The sequence below is a fragment of the Chthoniobacterales bacterium genome (assembly GCA_039930045.1).
GTDB lineage: Bacteria > Verrucomicrobiota > Verrucomicrobiia > Chthoniobacterales > DASVRZ01 > DASVRZ01.
The window spans coordinates 13,430-34,971 of record JBDSQB010000013.1 but is presented as its reverse complement, the minus strand read 5'-3'; the positions used below and the strand labels follow the sequence as shown (position 1 = coordinate 34,971).

The 21,542-nt window shown below is 59.1% G+C and carries 18 protein-coding genes; 16 read left to right on the top strand and 2 right to left on the bottom strand.

Annotated features, from left to right (window positions below; all coding sequences use genetic code 11):
* The first annotated feature begins 36 nt into the window (after positions 1-36).
* The 11 genes from eno to ABIT76_10190 all read left to right on the top strand — a co-directional run bounded on the left by eno (position 37) and on the right by ABIT76_10190 (position 13,445).
* On the top strand, positions 37-1,320 hold the full coding sequence (gene eno / locus ABIT76_10240; protein ID MEO7933525.1) for a phosphopyruvate hydratase: 1,284 nt from the start codon (positions 37-39) through the stop codon (positions 1,318-1,320).
* A gap of 15 nt (positions 1,321-1,335) precedes the next feature.
* The gene (locus ABIT76_10235) at positions 1,336-1,710 is read left to right on the top strand and encodes a septum formation initiator family protein (GenBank protein MEO7933524.1); all 375 of its coding nucleotides are present in this window, start codon (positions 1,336-1,338) and stop codon (positions 1,708-1,710) included.
* 22 nt (positions 1,711-1,732) lie between these two features.
* Positions 1,733-2,864 (top strand): peptide chain release factor 2 gene (gene prfB, locus ABIT76_10230; GenBank protein MEO7933523.1). Its coding sequence is split into 2 segments (ribosomal slippage): positions 1,733-1,804 and positions 1,806-2,864, totalling 1,131 coding nucleotides; the frame shifts between segments, so codons are not numbered across the junction.
* Positions 2,865-2,950: 86 nt separating this feature from the next.
* The gene (kdpA, locus tag ABIT76_10225; protein ID MEO7933522.1) at positions 2,951-4,627 is read left to right on the top strand and encodes a potassium-transporting ATPase subunit KdpA; all 1,677 of its coding nucleotides are present in this window, start codon (positions 2,951-2,953) and stop codon (positions 4,625-4,627) included.
* 18 nt (positions 4,628-4,645) lie between these two features.
* Positions 4,646-6,700: a potassium-transporting ATPase subunit KdpB gene (kdpB, locus tag ABIT76_10220; GenBank protein ID MEO7933521.1), complete on the top strand. Its 2,055-nt coding sequence runs from the start codon at positions 4,646-4,648 to the stop codon at positions 6,698-6,700.
* A 5-nt stretch (positions 6,701-6,705) separates the two neighbouring features.
* Entirely contained in the window at positions 6,706-7,257 is a 552-nt protein-coding gene (gene kdpC, locus ABIT76_10215; GenBank protein MEO7933520.1) for a potassium-transporting ATPase subunit KdpC, read from the top strand.
* Positions 7,258-7,451: 194 nt separating this feature from the next.
* The gene (locus ABIT76_10210; protein MEO7933519.1) at positions 7,452-7,877 is read left to right on the top strand and encodes a hypothetical protein; all 426 of its coding nucleotides are present in this window, start codon (positions 7,452-7,454) and stop codon (positions 7,875-7,877) included.
* 79 nt (positions 7,878-7,956) lie between these two features.
* Positions 7,957-10,623, top strand: a complete 2,667-nt coding sequence (locus ABIT76_10205; protein MEO7933518.1) for a sensor histidine kinase KdpD — start codon at positions 7,957-7,959, stop codon at positions 10,621-10,623.
* A gap of 118 nt (positions 10,624-10,741) precedes the next feature.
* Positions 10,742-11,428: a response regulator transcription factor gene (locus ABIT76_10200; protein MEO7933517.1), complete on the top strand. Its 687-nt coding sequence runs from the start codon at positions 10,742-10,744 to the stop codon at positions 11,426-11,428.
* Between the two features lie 365 nt (positions 11,429-11,793).
* Complete coding sequence (locus tag ABIT76_10195; protein ID MEO7933516.1) at positions 11,794-12,132, top strand: phosphotyrosine protein phosphatase; 339 nt, start codon at positions 11,794-11,796, stop codon at positions 12,130-12,132.
* A 419-nt stretch (positions 12,133-12,551) separates the two neighbouring features.
* Positions 12,552-13,445 (top strand): DUF2167 domain-containing protein, encoded by an 894-nt coding sequence (locus ABIT76_10190; GenBank protein MEO7933515.1) that lies wholly within the window; start codon positions 12,552-12,554, stop codon positions 13,443-13,445.
* A gap of 217 nt (positions 13,446-13,662) precedes the next feature.
* Here the strand turns inward: ABIT76_10190 and ABIT76_10185 are convergent, their stop codons facing one another.
* Complete coding sequence (locus ABIT76_10185) at positions 13,663-14,565, bottom strand: metal ABC transporter substrate-binding protein (GenBank protein ID MEO7933514.1); 903 nt, start codon at positions 14,563-14,565, stop codon at positions 13,663-13,665.
* Between the two features lie 83 nt (positions 14,566-14,648).
* On the opposite strand from ABIT76_10185, the gene ABIT76_10180 reads away from it, so the two are divergent.
* The gene (locus ABIT76_10180) at positions 14,649-15,410 is read left to right on the top strand and encodes a glycosyltransferase family 2 protein (GenBank protein MEO7933513.1); all 762 of its coding nucleotides are present in this window, start codon (positions 14,649-14,651) and stop codon (positions 15,408-15,410) included.
* An 8-nt stretch (positions 15,411-15,418) separates the two neighbouring features.
* On the opposite strand, the gene ABIT76_10175 is transcribed toward ABIT76_10180, so the two are convergent.
* Positions 15,419-16,114 (bottom strand): hypothetical protein, encoded by a 696-nt coding sequence (locus ABIT76_10175; GenBank protein MEO7933512.1) that lies wholly within the window; start codon positions 16,112-16,114, stop codon positions 15,419-15,421.
* A gap of 107 nt (positions 16,115-16,221) precedes the next feature.
* On the opposite strand from ABIT76_10175, the gene ABIT76_10170 reads away from it, so the two are divergent.
* From ABIT76_10170 to ABIT76_10155, 4 genes are all read left to right on the top strand, one after another.
* On the top strand, positions 16,222-18,207 hold the full coding sequence (locus ABIT76_10170; GenBank protein ID MEO7933511.1) for an ATP-dependent helicase: 1,986 nt from the start codon (positions 16,222-16,224) through the stop codon (positions 18,205-18,207).
* A 5-nt stretch (positions 18,208-18,212) separates the two neighbouring features.
* On the top strand, positions 18,213-19,928 hold the full coding sequence (locus ABIT76_10165; GenBank protein MEO7933510.1) for a 4-alpha-glucanotransferase: 1,716 nt from the start codon (positions 18,213-18,215) through the stop codon (positions 19,926-19,928).
* 6 nt (positions 19,929-19,934) lie between these two features.
* The gene (locus ABIT76_10160; GenBank protein MEO7933509.1) at positions 19,935-20,390 is read left to right on the top strand and encodes a hypothetical protein; all 456 of its coding nucleotides are present in this window, start codon (positions 19,935-19,937) and stop codon (positions 20,388-20,390) included.
* A 170-nt stretch (positions 20,391-20,560) separates the two neighbouring features.
* Complete coding sequence (locus tag ABIT76_10155; protein ID MEO7933508.1) at positions 20,561-21,541, top strand: malate dehydrogenase; 981 nt, start codon at positions 20,561-20,563, stop codon at positions 21,539-21,541.
* Position 21,542: the final 1 nt, after the last annotated feature.

The window sequence follows — 21,542 nt, the reverse complement described above, 5'->3', positions numbered from 1 at the left end:
CTCATTTTTTCAAAAAACCAAAAAACACCAAAAAACATGTCCATCTCTGCCATTGCTGATATCCGCGCCCGTGAAATCCTTGATTCCCGTGGCAACCCCACCGTCGAAGCCGACGTCGAACTTTCCGGCGGAGCTGTCGGACGCGCTGCCGTTCCGAGCGGTGCCAGCACTGGCGAACACGAAGCCTGGGAACTCCGCGATGGCGTGAAAGCCCGCTACGGCGGCAAAGGCGTGACCAAGGCTGTCGCGGCAATCGAAAAGCAGATCGCCGAGGAACTCGTCGGCATCGACGCCTTCGATCAAGTCACCGTCGATAAAACAATGATCGCCCTCGACGGCACGAAGAATAAATCGGCTCTCGGTGCCAATGCGCTGCTCGCCGTTTCCCTCGCCACTGCCCACGCCGCTGCCTCGCAGCAGGGCATCCCGCTTTTCAAATATCTCGGCGGGCCAAACGCCAAGGTGTTGCCCGTGCCGATGATGAACATCATCAATGGCGGTGCGCACTCCGATGCGCCGATTGATTTCCAGGAATTCATGATCATTCCGAAGGGCGCGCCGACGTTTCGCGAGGCATTGCGCTATGGCACGGAGATTTTCCACGCGCTCAAGAGCATCCTGAAAGATCGCGGACTCGCCACGGCCATCGGTGATGAAGGCGGTTTCGCTCCGAAATTCAACGACGCCGACGACGCGCTGGCGACCATTTCCCAGGCCATCGAAAAGGCTGGCTACAAGCTGGGCGAGGAGATTTTCTTCGGCCTCGATGCGGCTTCCAGTGAATTTTTCGACAAGGAAAGCGGACTCTACATTTTCAAGAAATCCGACGGCTCGAAGCGGACTGCGGCGGAGTTAGTTTCTTATTACAAAGAGTTGCAGGCAAAATATCCGATCATCTCCATCGAAGACGGCTGCGCCGAAAACGATTGGGCTGGCTGGAAGACGCTCACCGACGCAATGGGCTCCACGACGCAGCTCGTCGGCGACGATTTGTTTGTCACGAATGTCGAGTTCCTCCAAAAGGGCATCGACCAGGGCGTGGCCAACTCCATCCTCGTGAAGGTCAACCAAATCGGCACCCTCACCGAGACGCTCGACGCCATCGAGCTCGCCAAGGAAAACCGCTACACCGCCGTCATCAGCCATCGCTCCGGCGAGACCGAGGACACCACTATCGCCGACATCGCCGTCGCGACGAATGCGGGCCAGATCAAGACCGGCTCGCTCTGCCGCACCGACCGCGTGGCCAAGTACAACCAGCTCCTCCGCATCGAGGAAGAACTAGGTGACAACGCCATTTATGGCGGTAAGATGCGCTGAGGAGTTTTTTCACCATTGAGCGAGGCCATCGGATTTCCTGAATTTAAGCGTCGCAAGGACCGGAGTTATCTCCAAGTCCTCAACCGGGTCATCATCGGATTGCTCGTGGTGCTTTTCATTATCGGAATGCTGGCCTGCTTCTACCCGGCCTTGAAGGCGCGGGCGGAACAAAAAACCGCCCTCGCCAAGATCAAGGCCGACGTGGAAGCCGCGCAAATCCTCAATCAGAAAAACCTTCGCGAAGTCGCCCGCCTGCGTAACGACCCCGAGTATCTCGGCCTCATCGCCCGCGACAAACTGGAACTGATGAAACCGGGCGAGACGATCTTTCGTTTCGATTCCACCAACACTAGCGCCACGCCAACCTCGGCGGTGAAGACCACGCCCTAACTCGTATCTAACATTTCCTAACATGACTGCCGACGACCTCAACCTCCGCACTGACGAACTCCTCATCCGTGTGGGCGAGTTGCGGAGGTACCTTTGACGTTCCCCGACTAGAAACCCGTCTCGCCGAGCTGGAGGACCGCATGTCCTCCTCCGATTTTTGGAACAACAAAGATCAGGCTCAAACTCAAGTGGAGGAAGTCTCCAAGCTGCGCGCCAAATTGCTGCCGCTGCAGAAGCTGGAGTCGCGTCTGGGAGATCTAACCCTGCTTAAGGAACTCGCCGACGAGGAGCAGGATTCCGCCGCGTATCAGGAAGTCCAGACCGAGCACGATAGCATTGTCACTGCGCTGGAGGAGTTTGAGTTGCTCCAGCTTTTGTCCGGCGAATTTGATGGATCCAACGCCTTCGTCACCATTCACTCTGGAGCCGGCGGCACCGAATCCTGCGACTGGGCCGACATGCTCATGCGCATGTATCAGCGCTGGTGCGAACGCAGCGGATTCACCCAATCCATCGTCGATATCCAGGAGGGCGATGAAGCTGGCATCAAGTCGGTCACCTTGAAAATAGAAGGCCCGAACGCCTACGGTTATCTCCAGACTGAGCGCGGCGTACATCGCTTGGTTAGGATTTCTCCATTTGATTCCAACAAGCGCCGCCACACCAGTTTCGCCAGCCTCGATGCTGTGCCGGAAATTCCCGACGACGTGCCGATCGAAATCGACGACCGCGACATCAAGCTAGATACTTTCCGCTCCGGCGGCAAAGGCGGGCAGAATGTTAACAAAGTCGAGACGGCGGTGCGCATCACACACATCCCCAGCGGCATCGTCGTCGCCTGTCAGGCCGAGCGCAGCCAGCTCAAAAACCGGATGACTGCGATGAAAATGCTGAAGGCCAAGCTCCTCCAAATCGAAGCCGACAAAAAGCGCGCCGACATCGACCGCCAATACGGCGAAAAAGGCGACGTCGCCTGGGGAAATCAAATCCGCAGCTACGTCTTTCAGCCGTATCAGATGGTGAAGGATCACCGCACCGGCGTCGAAACCAGCAACGTGCAAGCCGTCATGGATGGCGACCTCGACGCCTTCATCCACGGCAAACTCCGCGGCTTGAAAGCCAGCAAAGGCATCGGGCAAAGCCTCGACATGTAGAGTGCTAGTACGCGTTTACGTTTTTTTTACGAGCGCGGCGTTTCTCTTTATTAGTTAGAACTCGAGTTAGGGCGCATTCTGGTGGCATGAAGTCCATCGAACTCGTCCAATGTTTCCTCTACCTGATCGCGCTGATCAGCCTCGCTCCCGTTCTGGGAAGTTTCATGGCGAAGGTTCTGGCGGGTGAGCGAAATTTCCTAACCTCCATTCTCGGCCCGGTCGAGCGGCTCATCTACAAACTCTCCGGCATCACGCTCGATGAGGAGATGAATTGGAAGCAATACACCTGGGCCCTGATGCTTTTCAATTTGTTAGGAATCGCCGTCGTTCTCCTGCTGCAACTTTTCCAAGCCGGTCTGCCGCTTAATCCGGCGAAGATGCCGAACGTCCCCTTTGCCCTCGCGCTGAACACGGCGGTGAGCTTCGTGACCAACACCAACTGGCAGGCTTACTCTGGTGAGGCGACTTTGAGTTATCTCACGCAGATGGGTGGGCTCGGCGTGCAGAATTTTCTCTCCGCTGCCGTCGGGCTCGGTGTGATGGTCGCGATGGCCCGTGGTCTGGCTCGCAAAAACACCGGCAACCTCGGCAACTTCTGGGCCGATCTGGTGCGCTCGACGCTCTACATTTTACTGCCGCTCGCGATCCTTTTCACCGTCGTGTTAGTCGGCGAGGGTGTGGTGCAAACCTTCAAACCTTACGCCGAGGCGACCACCCTCAGCGGCACGACCCAGGTGATTCCGCTCGGACCCGCCGCGTCGCAGATTGCGATCAAACAGCTAGGAACCAACGGCGGCGGCTTCTTCGGTGTTAACAGTGCGCATCCCTTCGAAAATCCGACGCCGTTTTCTAACTTCCTCGAGATGCTGGCCATTCTCGCACTGCCCGCCGCGTGCTGTTTCACCTACGGGAAATTCGTCGGCAATCCAAAGCAGGGCCGCTCGATTTATCTGGCCATGATGGCTCTGTTTCTCGTCGGTCTCGGCATTGCCTGGTGGGCGGAAGTCGCTGCGCCGCATCCCATGATGGAAGGCAAGGAAACACGCTTCGGCATCATGAACAGCGTCCTCTGGGCCACGGCCACCACCGACGCCTCCAATGGCTCGGTCAACGCCATGCACGACAGTCTTTCTCCGCTGGCGGGACTGGTGGCGGTGACTAACATTCTCCTCGGCGAATGCGTCTTCGGCGGCATCGGCACGGGCGTTTACACCATCCTGATGCACGTCATCGTGACCGTCTTCATCGCGGGTCTAATGGTCGGACGAACGCCGGAATATCTCGGGAAAAAAATCGAGGCCCGCGAGGTGCGGCTCGCCATTTTCGCCATCATCGCGCCGTGCGCCTTTGTGTTAGTCGGCTCCGCGATTTCATTGGTCCACGACTACGGCACCTCCAGTCTGGGCAACCAGGGTGCGCATGGTTTAACCGAGGTTCTCTACGCCTTCGCCTCCGCCGCCAATAACAATGGAAGTGCGTTCGGCGGACTCACAGTGAACACGCCGTGGTATAACTACGCGCTCGCCATCTGTATGTTTGTCGGGCGCTTCATCGTCATCATTCCCGCGCTCGCCATCGCCGGATCGCTGGCACAAAAAAAGACCGCGCCATTCTCTGCGGGCACCTTCCCGACCACGGGCGGCACGTTCGTCATTTTGCTTATCGGCGTCATCGTCATCGTCGGCGCGCTCACCTTCTTTCCCGTGCTATGCCTCGGGCCGGTCATCGAGCATTTCCTGATGGCCAGCGGCAGAACCTTCTAACATTCCAATCCAACTCTCATGTTCGACCAAAAACTCATCATTCCAGCCATCGTCGAGAGCTTCAAGAAGCTCGACCCGCGTGTGCAGTGGAAAAATCCCGTCATGTTTGTCGTCTTCATCGGCGCCATCCTAACCACCGCACTCCTAACCAAAACGCCGACCTCGTTTAACATCCAGATAGCGGTCTGGCTCTGGTTCACCGTCCTCTTTGCCAACTTCGCTGAGGCCATGGCGGAAGGTCGCGGCAAGGCCCAGGCCGACACGTTACGCAAGATGCGGACGAAGACGATTGCTCGCAAAATTACCTCTGGAAAAGAGATCCAGGTGCCGTCCGCCGAGCTGCGCAAAGGCGACACCGTCGTCTGTGAAATGGGCGACATCATTCCCTCCGATGGAGACGTCATCGAGGGCATCGCCAGCGTGGATGAATCGGCCATTACCGGCGAATCTGCCCCGGTGATTCGCGAAAGCGGCGGCGACCGCAGCGCTGTCACGGGTGGAACCAAAGTCCTCAGCGACCGCATTCTCATTCGGATCACCTCGGAACCCGGCGAGTCGTTTCTGGACCGCATGATCTCGCTGGTAGAAGGCGCGGAACGTCAAAAGACTCCCAATGAAATCGCACTCGGCATTTTGCTGGTCAGCCTCACGGTCGTCTTTCTTTTCGCCGTCTTCACGCTGCCCAGCTTCGCGCACTACAGCGAAAAAGCCGCAGGCCAGACCAACATGGTGAATGTTAGCATCCCCGTCCTGGTCTCATTGTTAGTCTGCCTCATTCCCACAACCATTGGCGGACTTTTGAGTGCCATTGGAATCAGTGGCATCGACCGCTTGATGCGTCGCAATGTTCTTTCCATGAGCGGTCGCGCCGTCGAGGCGGCAGGCGATGTGGACGTTCTTTTGTTAGATAAAACGGGCACCATCACGTTAGGCAATCGCATGGCCTCCGATTTGTATCCGGCTCCCGGTGTTACCGAGCAGCAGCTCGCCGAGGCAGCGCAATATTCCTCGCTTGCTGACGAGACTCCCGAGGGACGCTCCATCGTGGTACTAGCGAAAGAGAAATTTAACCTGCGCGCCATCCACGCCACGGAAATCATCGGTCAGTTTATTCCCTTCACCGCCGAGACACGCATGAGCGGCGTCGATCTGCACGACGGCCATGGAAAAATCGTCCGCGCGCTGCGCAAAGGTGCTTCCGCCGAGGTTAGGAAACACGTCGAGAACAACGGCGGCGTCTATCCGTCCGCAGTCGCCACCGCGGTCGATGACGTCGCCAAGTCGGGTGGAACTCCGCTCGTCGTCAGCGAGGGAAACCGCATTTTGGGCGTGGTGAAACTCAAGGACATGGTCAAGGGCGGCATCCAGGAACGCTTCCAGCAATTGCGCAAAATGGGCATCCGCACGGTCATGGTCACGGGCGACAATCCGCTCACCGCCGCCGCGATTGCAGCCGAGGCGGGCGTCGATGATTTCATGGCCCAGGCCACGCCGGAGCAGAAGCTCGCCCGCATTCGAGAGGAACAAGCCGCCGGCAAGTTAGTCGCAATGGCTGGTGATGGTACTAACGATGCACCGGCGCTCGCCCAGGCCGATGTCGGCGTCGCGATGAACACCGGCACGCAAGCCGCCCGCGAGGCTGGCAACATGGTGGACCTCGATAGTAATCCGACGAAGCTCATCGAGATCGTCGAGATTGGGAAGCAACTCCTCATGACTCGTGGCGCACTCACCACATTCAGCATAGCGAATGACGTCGCAAAATACTTCGCCATTCTGCCCGCGATGTTCGTCGGCCTCTACGCCGTCGCAGGCAAACCCGGCCCGCTCGCGGCGCTGAATATTATGCAACTCCACTCGTCGGAGAGCGCCATCCTCAGCGCGGTGATTTTCAACGCGCTCATTATCGTCGCGCTCATCCCGCTGGCTCTGCGCGGCGTCGCTTACAAAGCGCTCGGCGCGGCCTCCATTCTCCAGCGCAACCTCTTCATCTACGGCCTCGGCGGATTGTTAGCACCCTTTGCTGGAATCAAGCTGATCGATCTCATTCTCGTCGCCACTCACCTCGTCTAACTCCTATGAAAAACATCCTCACCGCCCTGCGCGTCTTCCTGGTTCTATCCATCCTTACCGGCATCGTTTATCCCGTGGCGATGACCCTTCTCTCCGAGTCGATCTTCACCAAAAACGCCGATGGGAGTCTGATCGTGCTCAACGGAAAACTCGTCGGCTCCAGTCTGCTCGCGCAGAAAACGACCGACGCGAAATACTTCTGGCCGCGTCCGTCGGCGGGCGATTACGCCACTGTCTCCTCGGGTGCCAGCAATCAGGGCATCCTCAGCAAATCGCTCGCCGATGCCGTCGCCGCCCGGCGCGAGGCTTTGGGCAATGGAACTAACATTCCCCCCGATCTGCTCTACGCGTCCGGCAGCGGACTCGACCCGCACATTTCGCCCGAGGCGGCCCGTTATCAAATCGCCCGCGTCGCTGCCGCGCGCCATTACGATGCCAATCAAATGGAGAAGCTCACGATGTTAGTCGAGGCTCGGATCGAGCGGCCGCAGTTTGGCATTTTCGGAGATCCACGGGTGAATGTTTTAGAGCTTAACCTCGCCGTTGACCAAATGTGAGACGCCCCCGAGAAACTAATATTTTAAAGTTGTTTGAACTTCGCCGTCATAGTCTGTGCAAATCTTGCAAGGAGTCCTCGCTGTTCTAATAACGGCAGGCTGCGCACTCACGCTTCCTCTCTACTGGTGGATCTATGGTGCGCCGCTGGTTCGCATGACCAAGAAATGCGCGCGGTTGCTCAAAAAAAGAATTTATGAGTCAGGTCACTAGCATTGTGCAGCCGTCGGCGGAAGGCTCTGGCAACCTGATGCTTGCAATCTCCAGTCGGAGTCCCAACTCACGGAATCTACTAGAGCGGAGCGCGGGCCTTGCGGAGCATTTCCACTGCACTTTTGTGGTGGTGCATGTGCGGCAGCAGCTCACTCTGCATTACCGGACGGCTGCCACCCGTCATCCGGTTCCCGAGGCCGATTTGGCTCATGCGCGAAAATTGGGGGCGACAGTGATTGTAGAAAATGGCGATGTTCTTCAAGCCTTGGTTAGAATCTCCAAGGCCATGAACATTCGTTACTTTGTGACCGGACGCTCTTTACGCTCCCGGCTTTCGCTGACTTGGAAACTTCCGCTAGCAGAACAACTACAAAGAAAAGTTGCGGACTCTGTAGTGATCATTATCTAACTCCAAAAGCGTTGAGCCACTTTCTGAGAAAAAGCTTTCAATTGTGTTTGTTCCGGCTTCTGGAAAGCTATCAGGAGCTGTGAGTGATCCTGAGCGCCCCGATCCCGATGAACTCCTCGCCAGCATTCGTGCCGGTGAGGAACGCTCGCGCCGGGGCAAGCTGAAAATCTATCTCGGGATGTGTCCCGGCGTCGGAAAAACCTACGCCATGCTCCAGGCGGGTCACGCGCGGCAGGCGGCGGGAGTGAAAGTCCTCGTCGGTGTGGTCGAGCATCACGGTCGCGTCGAAACGCTGGCGCTGCTAGAAAACCTCCCACTGCAACCGCGCCAGCGCCTTTCCTATCGCGACGTCCAGATGGAGGAAATGGACCTCGACGGCATCCTCGCGGCGCATCCTAACATCGTCCTCGTGGACGAGCTTGCGCACACCAACGTTCCCGGTTCGCGCCACCCGAAGCGCTGCCAGGACGTGCTCGAACTCCTCGACGCTGGCATCAATGTTTATAGCACGCTCAACGTCCAGCACATCGAGAGCCGCGTCGATCTCGTACGGCAAATCACCGGCGCGCCCGTGCACGAAACGGTGCCCGACTCCATTCTCGATCAGGCGGATGAAATCGAGTTAGTCGATCTCACACCGGAGCAACTCCTCAAGCGGCTCGCCGACGGCAAAGTCTATCTCGGCGACCGCGCTGCTGCTGCCACGCAGAATTTTTTCAAGGAAGGCAACCTCGTCGCGCTTCGCGAAATGGCCCTCCGCTACACGGCGGAAACCGTCGATCGCAAACTCCGCGGCCTCCAGCATGCCACGCAGATCGGCGGACCCGCCCGCGCGGGCGAGCGGCTCCTCGTCGCCGTCGGCCCGAGTCCGTCCTCCGCGACCCTCATTCGCTGGACCCGCCGGGTGGCCGCCGCGTCGAATGCATCATGGATCGCGGTCTATGTCGATCCCACGCAGGCGCTCGGCGAGACGGCCAAGAACTCCGTTCAGAAAAACCTCGCGCTGGCCCGCGAACTCGGCGCGGAAGTCATCCTCACCACCGGCGAAAACATCCCCGAGACGCTCCTGCGCACGGCGCGTCAGCACAAGGTCACCCAGATCGTTGTCGGCAAGCCGGCGCGCCATTCCGTGCTCGATTTCCTGCGCGGCGGGTCGCTCGTGGACCAGCTCATTCGCACCAGCGGCGACATCGACATCTACATCGTTCGCAATGAAAACAAGGCGGGTTCCATTCCTATCAAAGTCGAGCCGCAGCCCATTCCGTGGGCCGAATACGCCTGGACGTTCGGCACCATCGGCGTGCTTACCGTCATCGGCTGGTTCATCGTCGGCGTCGCGGGTTACGACACCGTCTCGCTCATTTACCTGCTCGCCGTCGTCCTGCTCGCGCTGCGCTTTCGCCGTGGGCCGGTCGTCGCTGCGGCGTGTCTGAGCGCACTCTGCTGGGACATCTTTTTCATCCCGCCGATCTTCACCTTTTCCGTCAGCCAGCTCGAGGACGGGCTCATGCTCGCCATGTTCATCGTCGTCGCCGTCATCATGGGCAGCGTCACCAGCCGGTTGCGCGAACGCGAGGCCGCCGAGCGTCGCCGGGAAAATAAAACGACCGCCGTCAACCAGCTCCTCAAATCCCTCGCCAGCGCCACCAGCATCGATGTCGCCCTCGCGGCCGCTGCGAAACAGATCGACGCCTTGTTTTCCGTACAGACCAGTTTCCTGCTGCCGAACGACGACAACACTTTCACCACCTACCCGAACCCGTTCGGCCTGAGCGAAAACGAGGAAGCCGTCGCGTCGTGGGCGTATCAGAACGGCAAACCCGCCGGACGTTTCACCAACACCCTGGGCCAGGCCGAGCAGACCTTTGTGCCCCTGCAAACCGCCGGCCACACCATCGGCGTCATGGCGTTGCGCCCCCTCCAGGCCCAGTCGCTCGAGCTCGACGAAATGGAAATGCTCCTCACCTTTTCCACCCAGATCGCCGTCTCCATCGAACAGGAAAACCTCGCCACGCTGGCCCATCAATCGAAGATACTGGCCGAGTCCGAGCGGCTGCGCAAAACCCTCCTCGACAGCGTCTCGCACGAATTAAAAACCCCGCTCGCCGCCATCTCCAGCGCCGCCGAGATGGCCATGCAACCCGGCATTTCTCCCATCAGCCGCGACGCCGCTCTGAGCGAGATCGGACTCGGAGCGCAACGCCTCACCCGAGTCGTGAACAACCTCCTCGACATGACCCGCATCGAGAGCGGCCTGCTCCAGCCGCACAAGGAATGGGGCGAACTCCGCGAGTTGCTCGACTCCGCCCTGGAGCATCTCGAAACCCGGCTCGCCCAGCACAAGGTTCAGATCGAACTCGCCCCCGACACCCCGATGGTGCGCCTCGATTTCCCGCTCATCGAGCAATGCCTCGCCAACCTCCTCACCAACGCCGCCCTCTACACCCCGGCGCATACGCGCATCATCCTCAGCGCCGTCGTTCGCCCCACCGCCAGCGGCAACGAACTCATCCTGCGCGTGGAGGACGACGGACCCGGACTCGACATGGCCGACCCCGACCACGTTTTCCGGAAATTCTATCGCGGCGCAGGCGTCCCCTCCGGCGGCCTCGGACTCGGCATGTCCATCGTGCGCGGCCTTGTCGAAGCGCACGGCGGCAAAATCACCGTGCAAAGCGCCCCCACCACCGGCACCCGCTTCCGCATCGCCCTCCCCGTGGAAATTCAGAGCCATTTGCAGGATTGAGTAACCGCAAAGAACGCAAAGAGCACAAAAGGAAGATGGATTTCCAGCCAGCAAGACGGTGCCTCATCTTGAAATTCTCTGTGTTCTCTGCGTTCTTTGTGGTTCATCCTGTCTTCTCATGAAGCCCGGCCCCATCGCAGTCGTTATCGACGACGAAATCCAGATGCGCCGCCTCCTTCGGCTCGCATTGGAGTCCGACTCGTATCAAGTCTTCGACGCCGAGACCGGCACCGACGGACTTCGCGCCGTCGTCCATCACCGGCCCGACGTCGTCCTCCTCGACCTCGGCCTGCCCGACATCACCGGCTTCGACGTCCTCCAGCGCCTGCGCGAATGGACCCCCGTCCCCGTCCTCATCCTCTCCGTGCAGGACGCCTTCGACGACAAAGTGCGCGCCCTCGACCTCGGCGCCGACGACTACGTTACCAAACCCTTCAACACCGCCGAGCTGCTCGCCCGCCTACGAGTCATCCAGCGCCGCGCCGCCAACCCCGAAAAGTCGTCCACCTTCACCCTCGGCCCGCTCCAGATCGACTACGCCGCGCACCTCGTTCATCTGGATGGAGCGGAAATCAGCCTCACCGCCACCGAATACGCCGTCCTCCGCACCCTTGCGCAACACGCCGGGAAAATCGTCACCCAGAAACAACTCCTCACCCAAGTCTGGGGCGACAAAGCCGGCGGCCAGGCCCAATACCTGCGCGTTTACATCAACCACCTCCGCAACAAATTGGAGCCCGAGCCGAGTTCCATCCGACTCATCAAAACCGAACCCGGCATTGGCTACCGCCTCATCACCGGCTAACTCAGACTGCGGGGAATGGGATTAACCGCCAAGACGCCAGAGGAGAAAAGAAATACCTGCCAGCCCAGACCCAGAGGGTCGGCATATCTATAGCACTCGTCAGATTTTGGGGAGGCATAAGGTCCGTAGGACCGGCATCGGCCAGACCCAGCGTTGGAAAATACCCGTGCCGCACCTACGGCGCTCATCTCTCTACGGGTCGGCTTTTCTATAAATATCGGGCTCCCACGGAGCCATTCCGCTCGAATCATCCACTGCATTTTTCTTCTCCCTTGAGTGCCGTGATGGTTCATTTCCCGGCGTTCACGCAGGCAGCGCCTCATTTCCTTCGTGTCTTCGCGCCTTCGTGGTGCAACTTTTCCCTAGTGAACCTCTTATTCGTCTGCGGGCGCAATCGCCGCCGCAGCCCCACGGCTGAGGCCATTTTTCGTGGCGACAAGCGAGTTTCAGTCCGCTCTGGAGGCACGAGTGAGAGCAGCCCGCGCCGCGTCTCCCAAGCCGACCTGCAATGGGCCGATCTCGTCTGCGTGATGGAGCGCAAATACGAGTCCCGCCTCCGCGCACGCTTCCCCGATTTGGAGAAATGGCCCCGCATGCACAACCTCGACATCCCCGATGACTACGAATACATGGACCCGCTGCTGGTGGACGTGCTGCGGGCCGAGTTGGAGTCGATCCTCGGCGAACTGGACGCCCACAGTTGAGTTGCATCCGTATCGGCGAACGCCCCTGCGGCCTCCTCGCGCCTAATTAACGTATCCTCGTGGCACATTAAGGCCGTCTGAATGCCAGGAGGATACTCCAAGATGCCAAGAGGATGGTGCAAGATGCCAAGAGGATGTCCCAACGTCCCAGGAGGATACCCCCAAGGTGCCAGGAGGATGCCCCAAGATGCTGGAAGCAGGCCCCAAGATGCCGGGAGGAGGCCCGAGTGAGCGGCGAGGAGGTCCCAGTCATCCAAAAGGAGACGGCAAGCAACCGCAGACAGGGGGGAGGGGGACGTCAAAACGGCAGGGAATCGCCTATTTTAGCTTGGAGATAGTCTCGGAACTCCCTATCACCGCTCTGGTTCTGGCGCGCGGGGAGATCAATCTGCGTGCGTCGGCTCGATCTCTGCCTCCTGATGAAATCACTCCTGCTCCTCGGCCTGCTCGCCCTTTTTTCCATCGTGCCGCTGCCGGCCCAGCCGACTCCGGAGCCTCCGGGCGAACGCGAAAAAGCGGCCACGGCGCTGATCGACAGCCTGCATTTCCAGCAGGGCGACGTCTCCCTCAGCGGCGGCATGGCGCAATTGAAGGTGCCCGCCACGTTTCGCTACCTGAATGCCGACGACGCGGCCAAGGTGCTGGAGAAATTGTGGGGCAATCCGCCCGGCGACAAGACGCTCGGGATGCTCGTGCCAGCCGAGGTCGATCTCATGTCGCGCGACTCGTGGGCGGTGCTCATTAGCTACGTCGAGGACGGTTATGTGAAGGACGACGACGCAGCGAAGATCAATTATGACGACCTCTTGAAGGACATGCAAAAGGGCACCGAAGAGGCCAGTAAGGAGCGCGTGAAGGAGGGTTATCCGGCGATCTCACTCGTGGGCTGGGCAGCTCCACCGCGCTACGATGCGGCGGCGAAGAAGCTGTATTGGGCGAAGAAATTGAAGTTTGGCGACAGCGAAATGGAGACGCTGAATTACGACATTCGCGTGCTGGGTCGGCGCGGGGTGCTGTCGTTGAACTGCGTCGCTTCGATGGATCAATTGCCCGAGATCGAGCGGCAGACGCCGCAGATTTTGAGCATGGTAAACTTCAGCCAGGGCCATCGTTACGCGGATTTCGCGCCTTCGACGGACAAGGTGGCGGCCTACGGCATCGGGGCGCTGGTGCTGGGCGGGATCGCTGCGAAGGCGGGGCTGTTTAAGGTGATCCTGGTGGCGTTGCTGGCGGCGAAAAAGTTTGTGATCGTGGGTGCGGTGGCGCTGTTCAGTTTCATCAAGAAGTTTTTCGGCAAGAAGAACGTCTCGTAGGCAGCCCGCTGAAGCCGACATAGATCCGTCAGGGTCGGCCTATCTAGGCTAATCGAGTTTCAATGGAATCAGGTCCATGGGACTGGCATTGCATGGTGCAGGCCATCCGATGTCGCACCTACGGCGCTCCCGAACTTTTTCCGGGGTGGTCCTATAGATATTCGGCTCCCACGGAGCCATGGGTTTCCTGCTGTGGATGTGGCGATGGCGAGCGAGCCTACTTCAAGCCATCGACGATCGTCGTGATGTTGTGTTTGATGAGGCCCTCGTAGGTGGAGGCGGCGCCGGGGGCGAGGCCGTCGGGATACAACTCGCCGCCGACTTTGGCTCCGCTCTCGCGGGTGATGGCCTGGAGCACTTTTGGGTTGCTCCCAAACTCGCCGAAGACCGCCTTCACCCCTTCCTGACGGATGCGGTCGATGGTGGCGATGACTTTGCGGTTCGAGGGCTCGTCCTCGGTGCTGAGGCCCTCGATGGCGTAAATGGTGAAGCCAAATTCCTGCGCGAAATACTGAAACGCATCGTGCGAGGTCACGAGCCGGCGCTGGTCGCGGGGCAGCTCGGAGATCTTAATCTTGGCCCATTTCTGGAGGTCGGCGAGGCTGGCGGAGTAGGTCTCGGCGTTTTTGCGGTAGTCGGCGGCGTGGGCGGGATCGACTTTGATGAGTTCCTCGCAAACGACGTCGGTGGCGAGCCGGACGTTGCCCACGCTGTTCCACCAATGCGGGTCTTCGATGAGGCCATTCGGGTCCGTCTCGCCGTGTTTTTCCCCGTCGTCGGGCCGCATTTTCAAGGAGGGAAACCGGTCGCCCACGGAGACGAGGACGCCGCTGGAGCCGGAGCTGTGGTGGAGCTTGGTGAGGTAGCCCTCGAGGTGTTTGCCGGAGGCGAGGATGAGCTGGGCGTCGGCGAGGACGGCGAGGTCGGCGGGCTTCGGCTCGTATTCGTGCGGGTCGATGCCGGGCTGGACGAGGCCGGTGACGCGGACGTGTTCGCCGCCGACGCGCTGGGCGACTTCGGTTAATATCGTGGAGAGCGTGGCGACGAGGACGGGAGGGTTTTCCTCAGCGCGCAGGAGGCCGGGGACGAGGAGGAGCAGGAGGCAAATGAGGGTGCGCATGATATGCGCGTAACCTAGGCAGAATGCGCGCATTTCGGAAGCGACTTGTCAGGCGCGGGGCTGATAACCATGCTACCCGACTCATGCCGCTGCCGCTCTCTCTCATTATTCTGGCCCGGAACGAGGAGAGAAATCTTCCGCGTCTGCTGGCCAGCGCGGCGGACCTCGCCTCGGAAATCCTCGTGGTGGACTCGGGCTCGACCGACCGCACGCGGGAGATCGCGGTCGCAGCCGGGGCGCGCGTCATTTCCCAAGACTGGCTGGGGATGGCGCAGCAGCGTCGGTTCGGATTGGCCCAAGCCGCGCAGCCGTGGGCGCTCTGTCTGGACTGCGACGAGGAACTGTCGCCGGAGTTGGGGCAGTCGATCGGGGAGTTTTTTTCCAGAGCCGAGTTAGAGACGACTGTCGGCGCGAGTTGTGCCCGCAAAACGTGGTTTCTCGGACGCTGGATCACGCACGGCGACTGGTATCCGGATCGTCAGTTGCGCCTCGTGCGGCGGGTGGCGGCGACGGTTTCCGGACGCGGCGGTCACGACAAGATCGAGGTGGCCGGCCCCGTGGCGCGGCTGGCGGGCGACTTGCATCATTATTCGTTCGCCGACATGGCGGATTACCTGCGGAAGATGAATCGCTTCAGCGACGAGCACGCGGCGGAGGCCCGGGCTCGGGGGAAACGCTGGTCGCTGGCGGCGGCGGTGACGCGGCCTTGGTGGCGATTTTTCCGGGCGTATGTCTTGCGCCGGGGTTTTCTGGATGGCTTCCCCGGATTCTGGATCGCGGCGGCGACGGCGTTTTACACGTTTGTCCGACACAGCCGGCTGTATGAGTCGGGTGAGCGGAGTTAGAGGCGACTCTAGCGAATGATGATCGGCGGGGCGACGATGGTGATTTTGTTGCCGGGCTGGAGCGTGCCTTCGCTTTGCTCGACGGCGCTGACGAGTCCGTTCTCGAAGCTGACGATGAGTTTACCGTTCGGGACTTTCACGTAAATCGTGGCGGTCACGTAACGCCCCGCGGAGTCGTAGCCGGTGGTCTGCTGCGGCACGCGCTCGTAGCGGATGTATTCCCAGACTTCGCTGCTGCCCGAGGCGTCCTGTCGCTGACGGGTTTTCGGCGGCTTGCCGAGGCTGCGGGTGACTTCGTCGGCGGTCATGCCCATGGCGACCTCGTTTTTCTCGATGAGCGCGTCGATCTGCGTCTTGCGCACGGCGGCCTGCTTCACTTTGACGAGGAAATCCGGGTCGAGCGGTTCCAGATACGACGCGGGCAGCCAGCCAGCGACTTGCCCCTGGCGCGCCTTGCCGACGACGCGGAGGTTGTCTTCCAGCACGGCTTGCACTTCGACGAGCTGGCCCGGTTGCAGCACGCCGAGACTGCGAGTCATCGGGGCGTCGTAGTAAATCGGGGCGGTTTTAAGGACCTTCAGCTTGAGGGGTTTGGTAAAAAGATCGGCCAGATAAGCCGCGCCGGGCTCGCGAAAGACAGACATCTCGGCCGGTGCGTAAATGGTGAGCGCGAGGAGAAAAAGGAGGGCGGGGAGTTTTTTCATGCCGGTGGCCAAGATACTCCCCGGCCCGGTGACTGCAAATCCGCCGCGCCGCAGGGATCAGAGTGTTTTCTGATTTCCCTTTTCGGCGAACTCGGCGAAAACAGGCAATGGCCCGGCAATACACTCTCCAACGTCCCGCATTTCGCAGTGCGTCGGGGATTGATTACGAGAAGGAGCTGAATCCGCAGCAATACGCCGCCGTCACCGCCGCGCCCGGCCCCGCGCTGGTGATCGCTGGCGCCGGCTCGGGCAAGACGCGCACGCTGACCTATCGCGTGGCCTACTTGCTCGATAATGGAGTCGAGGCGAGTTCCATTCTATTGCTGACTTTTACCAACAAAGCCGCGCGGGAAATGGTCACGCGCGTTTCGCAACTCGTCCCCGGCGACATCTCGCAGCTCTGGGGCGGCACGTTTCATTCCATCGGCAACCGGCTGCTGCGGCGCTCGGCGCATTTGCTCGGGTTTCGCGCGGGCTTCTCGATCATGGATCGCGACGATCAGGAGGAATTGTTAGATGCCACTATCGCCAGCTCCGGGATCGACACGAAAGAGTCGCGTTTCCCAAAAGCGGCGGTGCTGGGAGACATTCTTTCCTATTCGCTGAACACCGGAACTCCCATCGAAGACGTGGTCGCCGAGCGGCATCCGCATTTCCTCGAGCTCGTCCCACAAATGATCGGAGTCGCATCAAAATATGAGGCGCGAAAGAAGTCCGCCAACTCGATGGACTTCGATGATCTCCTCGTGAAATCGCTGCAAGTCCTCCGCGAAAATCCTGATCTGGCCGAGGAATATCAGAAGCGGTTTCTCTATTTGTTAGTCGATGAATATCAGGACACGAACCATCTCCAGGCCGACTTCATTGATTTGTTAGCAGCCCGCCACAAAAGCGTCATGGTCGTTGGCGACGATGCGCAATCGATCTACTCCTGGCGCGGAGCCGACTTCCGCAATATTCTGGAATTTCCCACGCGCTATCCCGGCGCGGAGGTTTACAAGATCGCGATCAACTACCGGTCTGTGCCCGAAGTGCTGGAAGTCGCCAACGCCGTGATCGCTCCTAACACGCGGCAGTTCCGTAAGGAACTAACATCGGCCCGCGAGTCGCATGGCGTGAAGCCGGCGATCGTTCCACTGGAGGACAACCACCAGCAGGCGTCGTTTGTCGCTCAGCGGATTCTGGAATTGCGCGAGGAAGGCATCGACCTCAACGAGATCGCCGTCCTCTACCGCGCGCACTATCATTCCATGGAAGTGCAACTCGAATTCACCCGACGCGGCATCCCGTTTCAGATCACGAGCGGACTGCGTTTCTTCGAGCAGGCGCACATCAAGGACGTGAGTGCGTTCCTAAAATTCGTCGTCAATCCGAGTGACGAAATCTCCTTCAAACGCATGGTCAAGCTTTTGCCCGGCATTGGCGGACGCAGCGCCGACGCAATGTGGACGATTGTTAGCAGCGCGGAGCCAGAGTCGAGTTTCAGTGCAATGTTAGGAAAATGCAGTGTTCCGACAAAGGCGAAAAAATCCTTCGAGCAACTCGTTTTCACTATCGAGGAAATGGCACCCGCGCGGAAAATCGGCACGCCTGCCAACATGCTCCACACCGTTCTTGAGGCAGTTTACGACGAGTACCTGCAGTCGAAGTTTCCCAACTACGAGGCGCGTCGGGAGGACATCAACACGCTGATGAATTTCTCCCGCCAATACGAGGACCCGGAGGAATTTCTCTCGCAACTGGCCCTGCTTAGCACGGCCGATTCCGACACCGGAAAAAAGGAAACCGACGACGATGAAATGGTCACGCTGTCGTCTATTCACCAGGCGAAAGGGCTCGAATACCAGGCCGTCTTCGTCATCTGGATGACCGACGGCATGTTTCCCAGCAGCCGCGCGCTCGACAACCTCGAAAACATCGAGGAGGAACGCCGCCTTTTCTACGTAGCGGTCACTCGCGCGAAAGATGAACTTTATCTAACCTACCCCGGCATGAGGCTCAATGCGGGTTACGGCGAAATGTGGCAGCGTCCCTCGCGTTTCCTCGGCGAAATTCCGGAGGAACTTCTCGAACCCTGGGAAGTCGGCTTCTAACCTTTATGCATCTCAATCCTGAAAACAAAATCGCCGGAGTACTAGCACCGGTCTTTGCCCTGCGCAGCGCCAACGATCTCGGCGTCGGCGACGTGGCGTCACTGCGCGACCTCGTTGACTGGGCCGCGGAAACGGGCTTTCGCATCGTGCAGATTTTACCGATCAACGAGACGGGCGGCGACAATAGTCCCTACAATGCGATCAGTTCCGTCGCGCTGGACATCACCACGCTGGAGGTGAGTCCGCAGACGATTCCCGATCTAACCAAGTCAGCTTACAGTCTGGTGCTGAAGGATTTCGATCTGGAGGAACTCAAGGAAGGCGCGGTGAATTACACCGAAGTCAAAAAGTTGAAGCACGCGCTGCTGAACAAGGCGTTCACGCGCTTTGTTAGTCATGAGGAGAAAGTGCAGTCGCCGCGCGCGCTGGAGTTTTCCAACTTCTGCGAGCTACAGCGCACCTGGCTCGGGGACTACGCTTTTTTCCGCGTGCTGGCGGATCGCAACAGCAGCGAACGCTGGAACACCTGGCCGCAGGAACATACCACGCTCGTCGCCGCCAAAGATTGGGTGCAGACCCTGACAGCTCGCACTCAGAAGGATTTTTTTCTGCGCCTCCGCTATTACCAATACGTGCAATGGATCGCGTTTTCCCAATGGAAAGTGCTGCACGCCTACTGCGAGTCGAAAGACATCACATTGATGGGCGATGTGCCTTTCGGTGTTAGCTATTACAGCGCCGACGTCTGGGCCGACCGCGAGTCGTTTCACCTCGACTGGTCGGGCGGCGCGCCGCCGGAGCCGTTTTTCAAGGACGATCCATTTACCGCCAAGTGGGGCCAGAACTGGGGCATCCCGCTCTATAACTGGGACGTGATGCGCGGGAATAATTTCCGCTGGTGGCGGCAGCGCGTGCGCATGGTTAGAGAATTGTTAGATCTGTTCCGGATCGATCACGTGTTAGGTTGTTATCGCATCTATGCTTTCCCCTGGCGCCCTGTGGAAAATTCGGAGTTTCTGTCGCTGTCGAATGAAGAGGCCGCGGGTCGCACCGGGGGAAGACTTCCCGGTTTCAAACCGCGAGATGACAACAACGATGACAACAAGCGCGCCAACCGTGAGGAGGGCGATGCGTTGCTGCGCGTGTTGTTAGAAGAAACCGGCGAGTTCCGTTTGATTGGCGAGGATCTCGGCTCGGTGCCCGACTACGTTCGTCCCAACCTGCAATCGCTCAACATCGCCGGCTTCAAAATTCCCCAATGGGAGCACGACTGGCATGGCGAATTTACCCGGGGCGAACACTACGAGCGCGTCTCTGTCGCCACTTACGCGACGCACGACCACGAGCCGATTCGCTCCCTCTGGGAAAGCTGGAGTGCTAACATTCGCGAGAATAATGCGGACGCAGAAAACAGCCGCCAGGAAATGCATCGCATGATGCGTTATTGCAACCTCGGCACCGATCACGGCTGGCCGGAATATTCCCCGGAGATCCACAACGCGATGTTAGAAGCGCTCTTTCGCTCCAACTCGTGGCAGGCGATCTGCATGGTCACCGATCTGTTTGGATTTACCACCCGCTTCAACGTCCCCGGCGCGATCTCTGCCTCGAATTGGAGCAATCGAATTGAGATCCCCGTGGAAAAATGGAAGTCCGATCCGGTGCTGGGACCGCAAACCAAAGTGCTGTCTAACATGCTCCAGGAAACACAGCGGAGTTAGGTTGTTATGAACGTCTTTTTTGAGTTTTCCAAGATTCTCAGGCAACTAAAGGACGCGCCATTTAAGTATGCCTTGGTTGGCGGTGTGGCGATGGCTTTTCACGACTTTATTCGTTTCACTAAAGACATCGATATTCTCATAACTTCCGAGAGCTACGCAGGCATCAAAGAAATACTAAACGCGGCAGGTTACACCGATAAATCCTTGCCTTGGAACTTCAGTGATTCTGGGATCCGACTGCATCGCTTTACCAAGTTTGAAGGCGAGGAATTTATGATCGTTGACGTGATGATCGGTGACGATGAACGTTATCGAAGCATACTGAAAAACGCCGTCGCCGCAGAGTCCGCTGATGGCGTTGTTAGCATTGCTTCCAAAAAGGATTTGATCTGGATGAAATCCTTCCGCAACTCCGCCCTGGACCAAGCGGACATCGAGCACCTAAAAAATGACCAAAATTGAGCGAACTTTGAAAGAACTCGGCGACCTTTACGAAATGTATCGCGTCATCAAACGCTACCGCATATCCACGGAGTCGAAATCTTCCTCCTTGCGCGAGACACCTCCCGAGCAGCCTGGAATTGACACTCCGCGCTCAGCCCGTTAGACCCTTTTACTTTCCCATCCATCCTATGAAAACTCCCATCAAAGTCGCCGTCACTGGCGCAGCCGGCCAGATCGGCTACTCCCTTCTTTTTCGCATCGCATCGGGCTCCATGTTCGGCCTCGACCAGCCGGTGGAGTTGAGTTTGATCGAAATCGCCCCCGGCCTCGGACCCCTCAGCGGCGTCGTGATGGAACTCGACGATTGCGCGTTTCCGCTCTTGAAAAAAATCACCGCCACAGCCGATCTCGCGGAGGGTTTTGCCGGGGTGAATTGGGCGTTGCTCGTCGGCAGCGTTCCGCGCAAAGCGGGGATGGAGCGCAAGGATTTGCTCTCGATCAACGGCGGGATTTTCACCGGTCAGGGAAAAGCCATCGCGGCCAATGCGGCGTCCGACGTGCGCATTCTCGTCGTGGGAAATCCGTGCAATACGAATTGCCTGATCGCGATGAACAACGCTCCGTCCATCCCAAAGGATCGCTGGTTTGCCATGACCCGGCTCGATGAAAACCGCGCCAAATCGCAGCTTGCGCAGAAGGCGGGCGTCGATGTTACGGAGGTGACTAACGTTGCGATCTGGGGCAACCATTCGGCCACGCAATATCCCGATTTTACCAACGCCAAAATCGGCGGCAAACCAGCCACGGAAGTCATTTCGGATCGCGCCTGGCTGGAGGGCGACTTCATTTCCACCGTGCAGAAACGCGGGGCCGCCATCATCGCCGCGCGGGGCTCGTCGTCGGCGGCTTCGGCGGCGAATGCGGTCGTCGATACCGTGCGTTCGCTCACGACTCCGACTCCTGCGGGCGACTGGTTTTCGGTCGCGATCTGCTCCGATGGCAGCTATGGCGTGGAGTCGGGTTTGATGACTTCCTTCCCGATTCGCTCGAACGGCTCGACTTGGGAAATCGTCCAAGGAGTGCCGGTCAGTGAGTTCAGCCAAGGCAAAATTGATCTGACCATCAACGAATTGAAGGAAGAAAAAGCGCTCGTCGCCGAGCTTCTCTAAA

What these genes read in the sequence shown, in the direction of transcription:
- ABIT76_10200 (MEO7933517.1), top strand. Translation starts at nt 10,742, where the DNA reads ATGAAGCCCGGCCCCATCGCAGTCGTTATCGACGACGAAATCCAGATG.
- ABIT76_10170 (MEO7933511.1), top strand. Translation starts at nt 16,222, where the DNA reads ATGGCCCGGCAATACACTCTCCAACGTCCCGCATTTCGCAGTGCGTCG.
- eno (MEO7933525.1), top strand. Translation starts at nt 37, where the DNA reads ATGTCCATCTCTGCCATTGCTGATATCCGCGCCCGTGAAATCCTTGAT.
- ABIT76_10210 (MEO7933519.1), top strand. Translation starts at nt 7,452, where the DNA reads ATGAGTCAGGTCACTAGCATTGTGCAGCCGTCGGCGGAAGGCTCTGGC.
- ABIT76_10185 (MEO7933514.1), bottom strand. Translation starts at nt 14,565, where the DNA reads ATGCGCACCCTCATTTGCCTCCTGCTCCTCCTCGTCCCCGGCCTCCTG.
- kdpB (MEO7933521.1), top strand. Translation starts at nt 4,646, where the DNA reads ATGTTCGACCAAAAACTCATCATTCCAGCCATCGTCGAGAGCTTCAAG.
- ABIT76_10190 (MEO7933515.1), top strand. Translation starts at nt 12,552, where the DNA reads ATGAAATCACTCCTGCTCCTCGGCCTGCTCGCCCTTTTTTCCATCGTG.
- kdpA (MEO7933522.1), top strand. Translation starts at nt 2,951, where the DNA reads ATGAAGTCCATCGAACTCGTCCAATGTTTCCTCTACCTGATCGCGCTG.
- ABIT76_10180 (MEO7933513.1), top strand. Translation starts at nt 14,649, where the DNA reads ATGCCGCTGCCGCTCTCTCTCATTATTCTGGCCCGGAACGAGGAGAGA.
- ABIT76_10155 (MEO7933508.1), top strand. Translation starts at nt 20,561, where the DNA reads ATGAAAACTCCCATCAAAGTCGCCGTCACTGGCGCAGCCGGCCAGATC.
- ABIT76_10165 (MEO7933510.1), top strand. Translation starts at nt 18,213, where the DNA reads ATGCATCTCAATCCTGAAAACAAAATCGCCGGAGTACTAGCACCGGTC.
- kdpC (MEO7933520.1), top strand. Translation starts at nt 6,706, where the DNA reads ATGAAAAACATCCTCACCGCCCTGCGCGTCTTCCTGGTTCTATCCATC.
- ABIT76_10160 (MEO7933509.1), top strand. Translation starts at nt 19,935, where the DNA reads ATGAACGTCTTTTTTGAGTTTTCCAAGATTCTCAGGCAACTAAAGGAC.
- ABIT76_10175 (MEO7933512.1), bottom strand. Translation starts at nt 16,114, where the DNA reads ATGAAAAAACTCCCCGCCCTCCTTTTTCTCCTCGCGCTCACCATTTAC.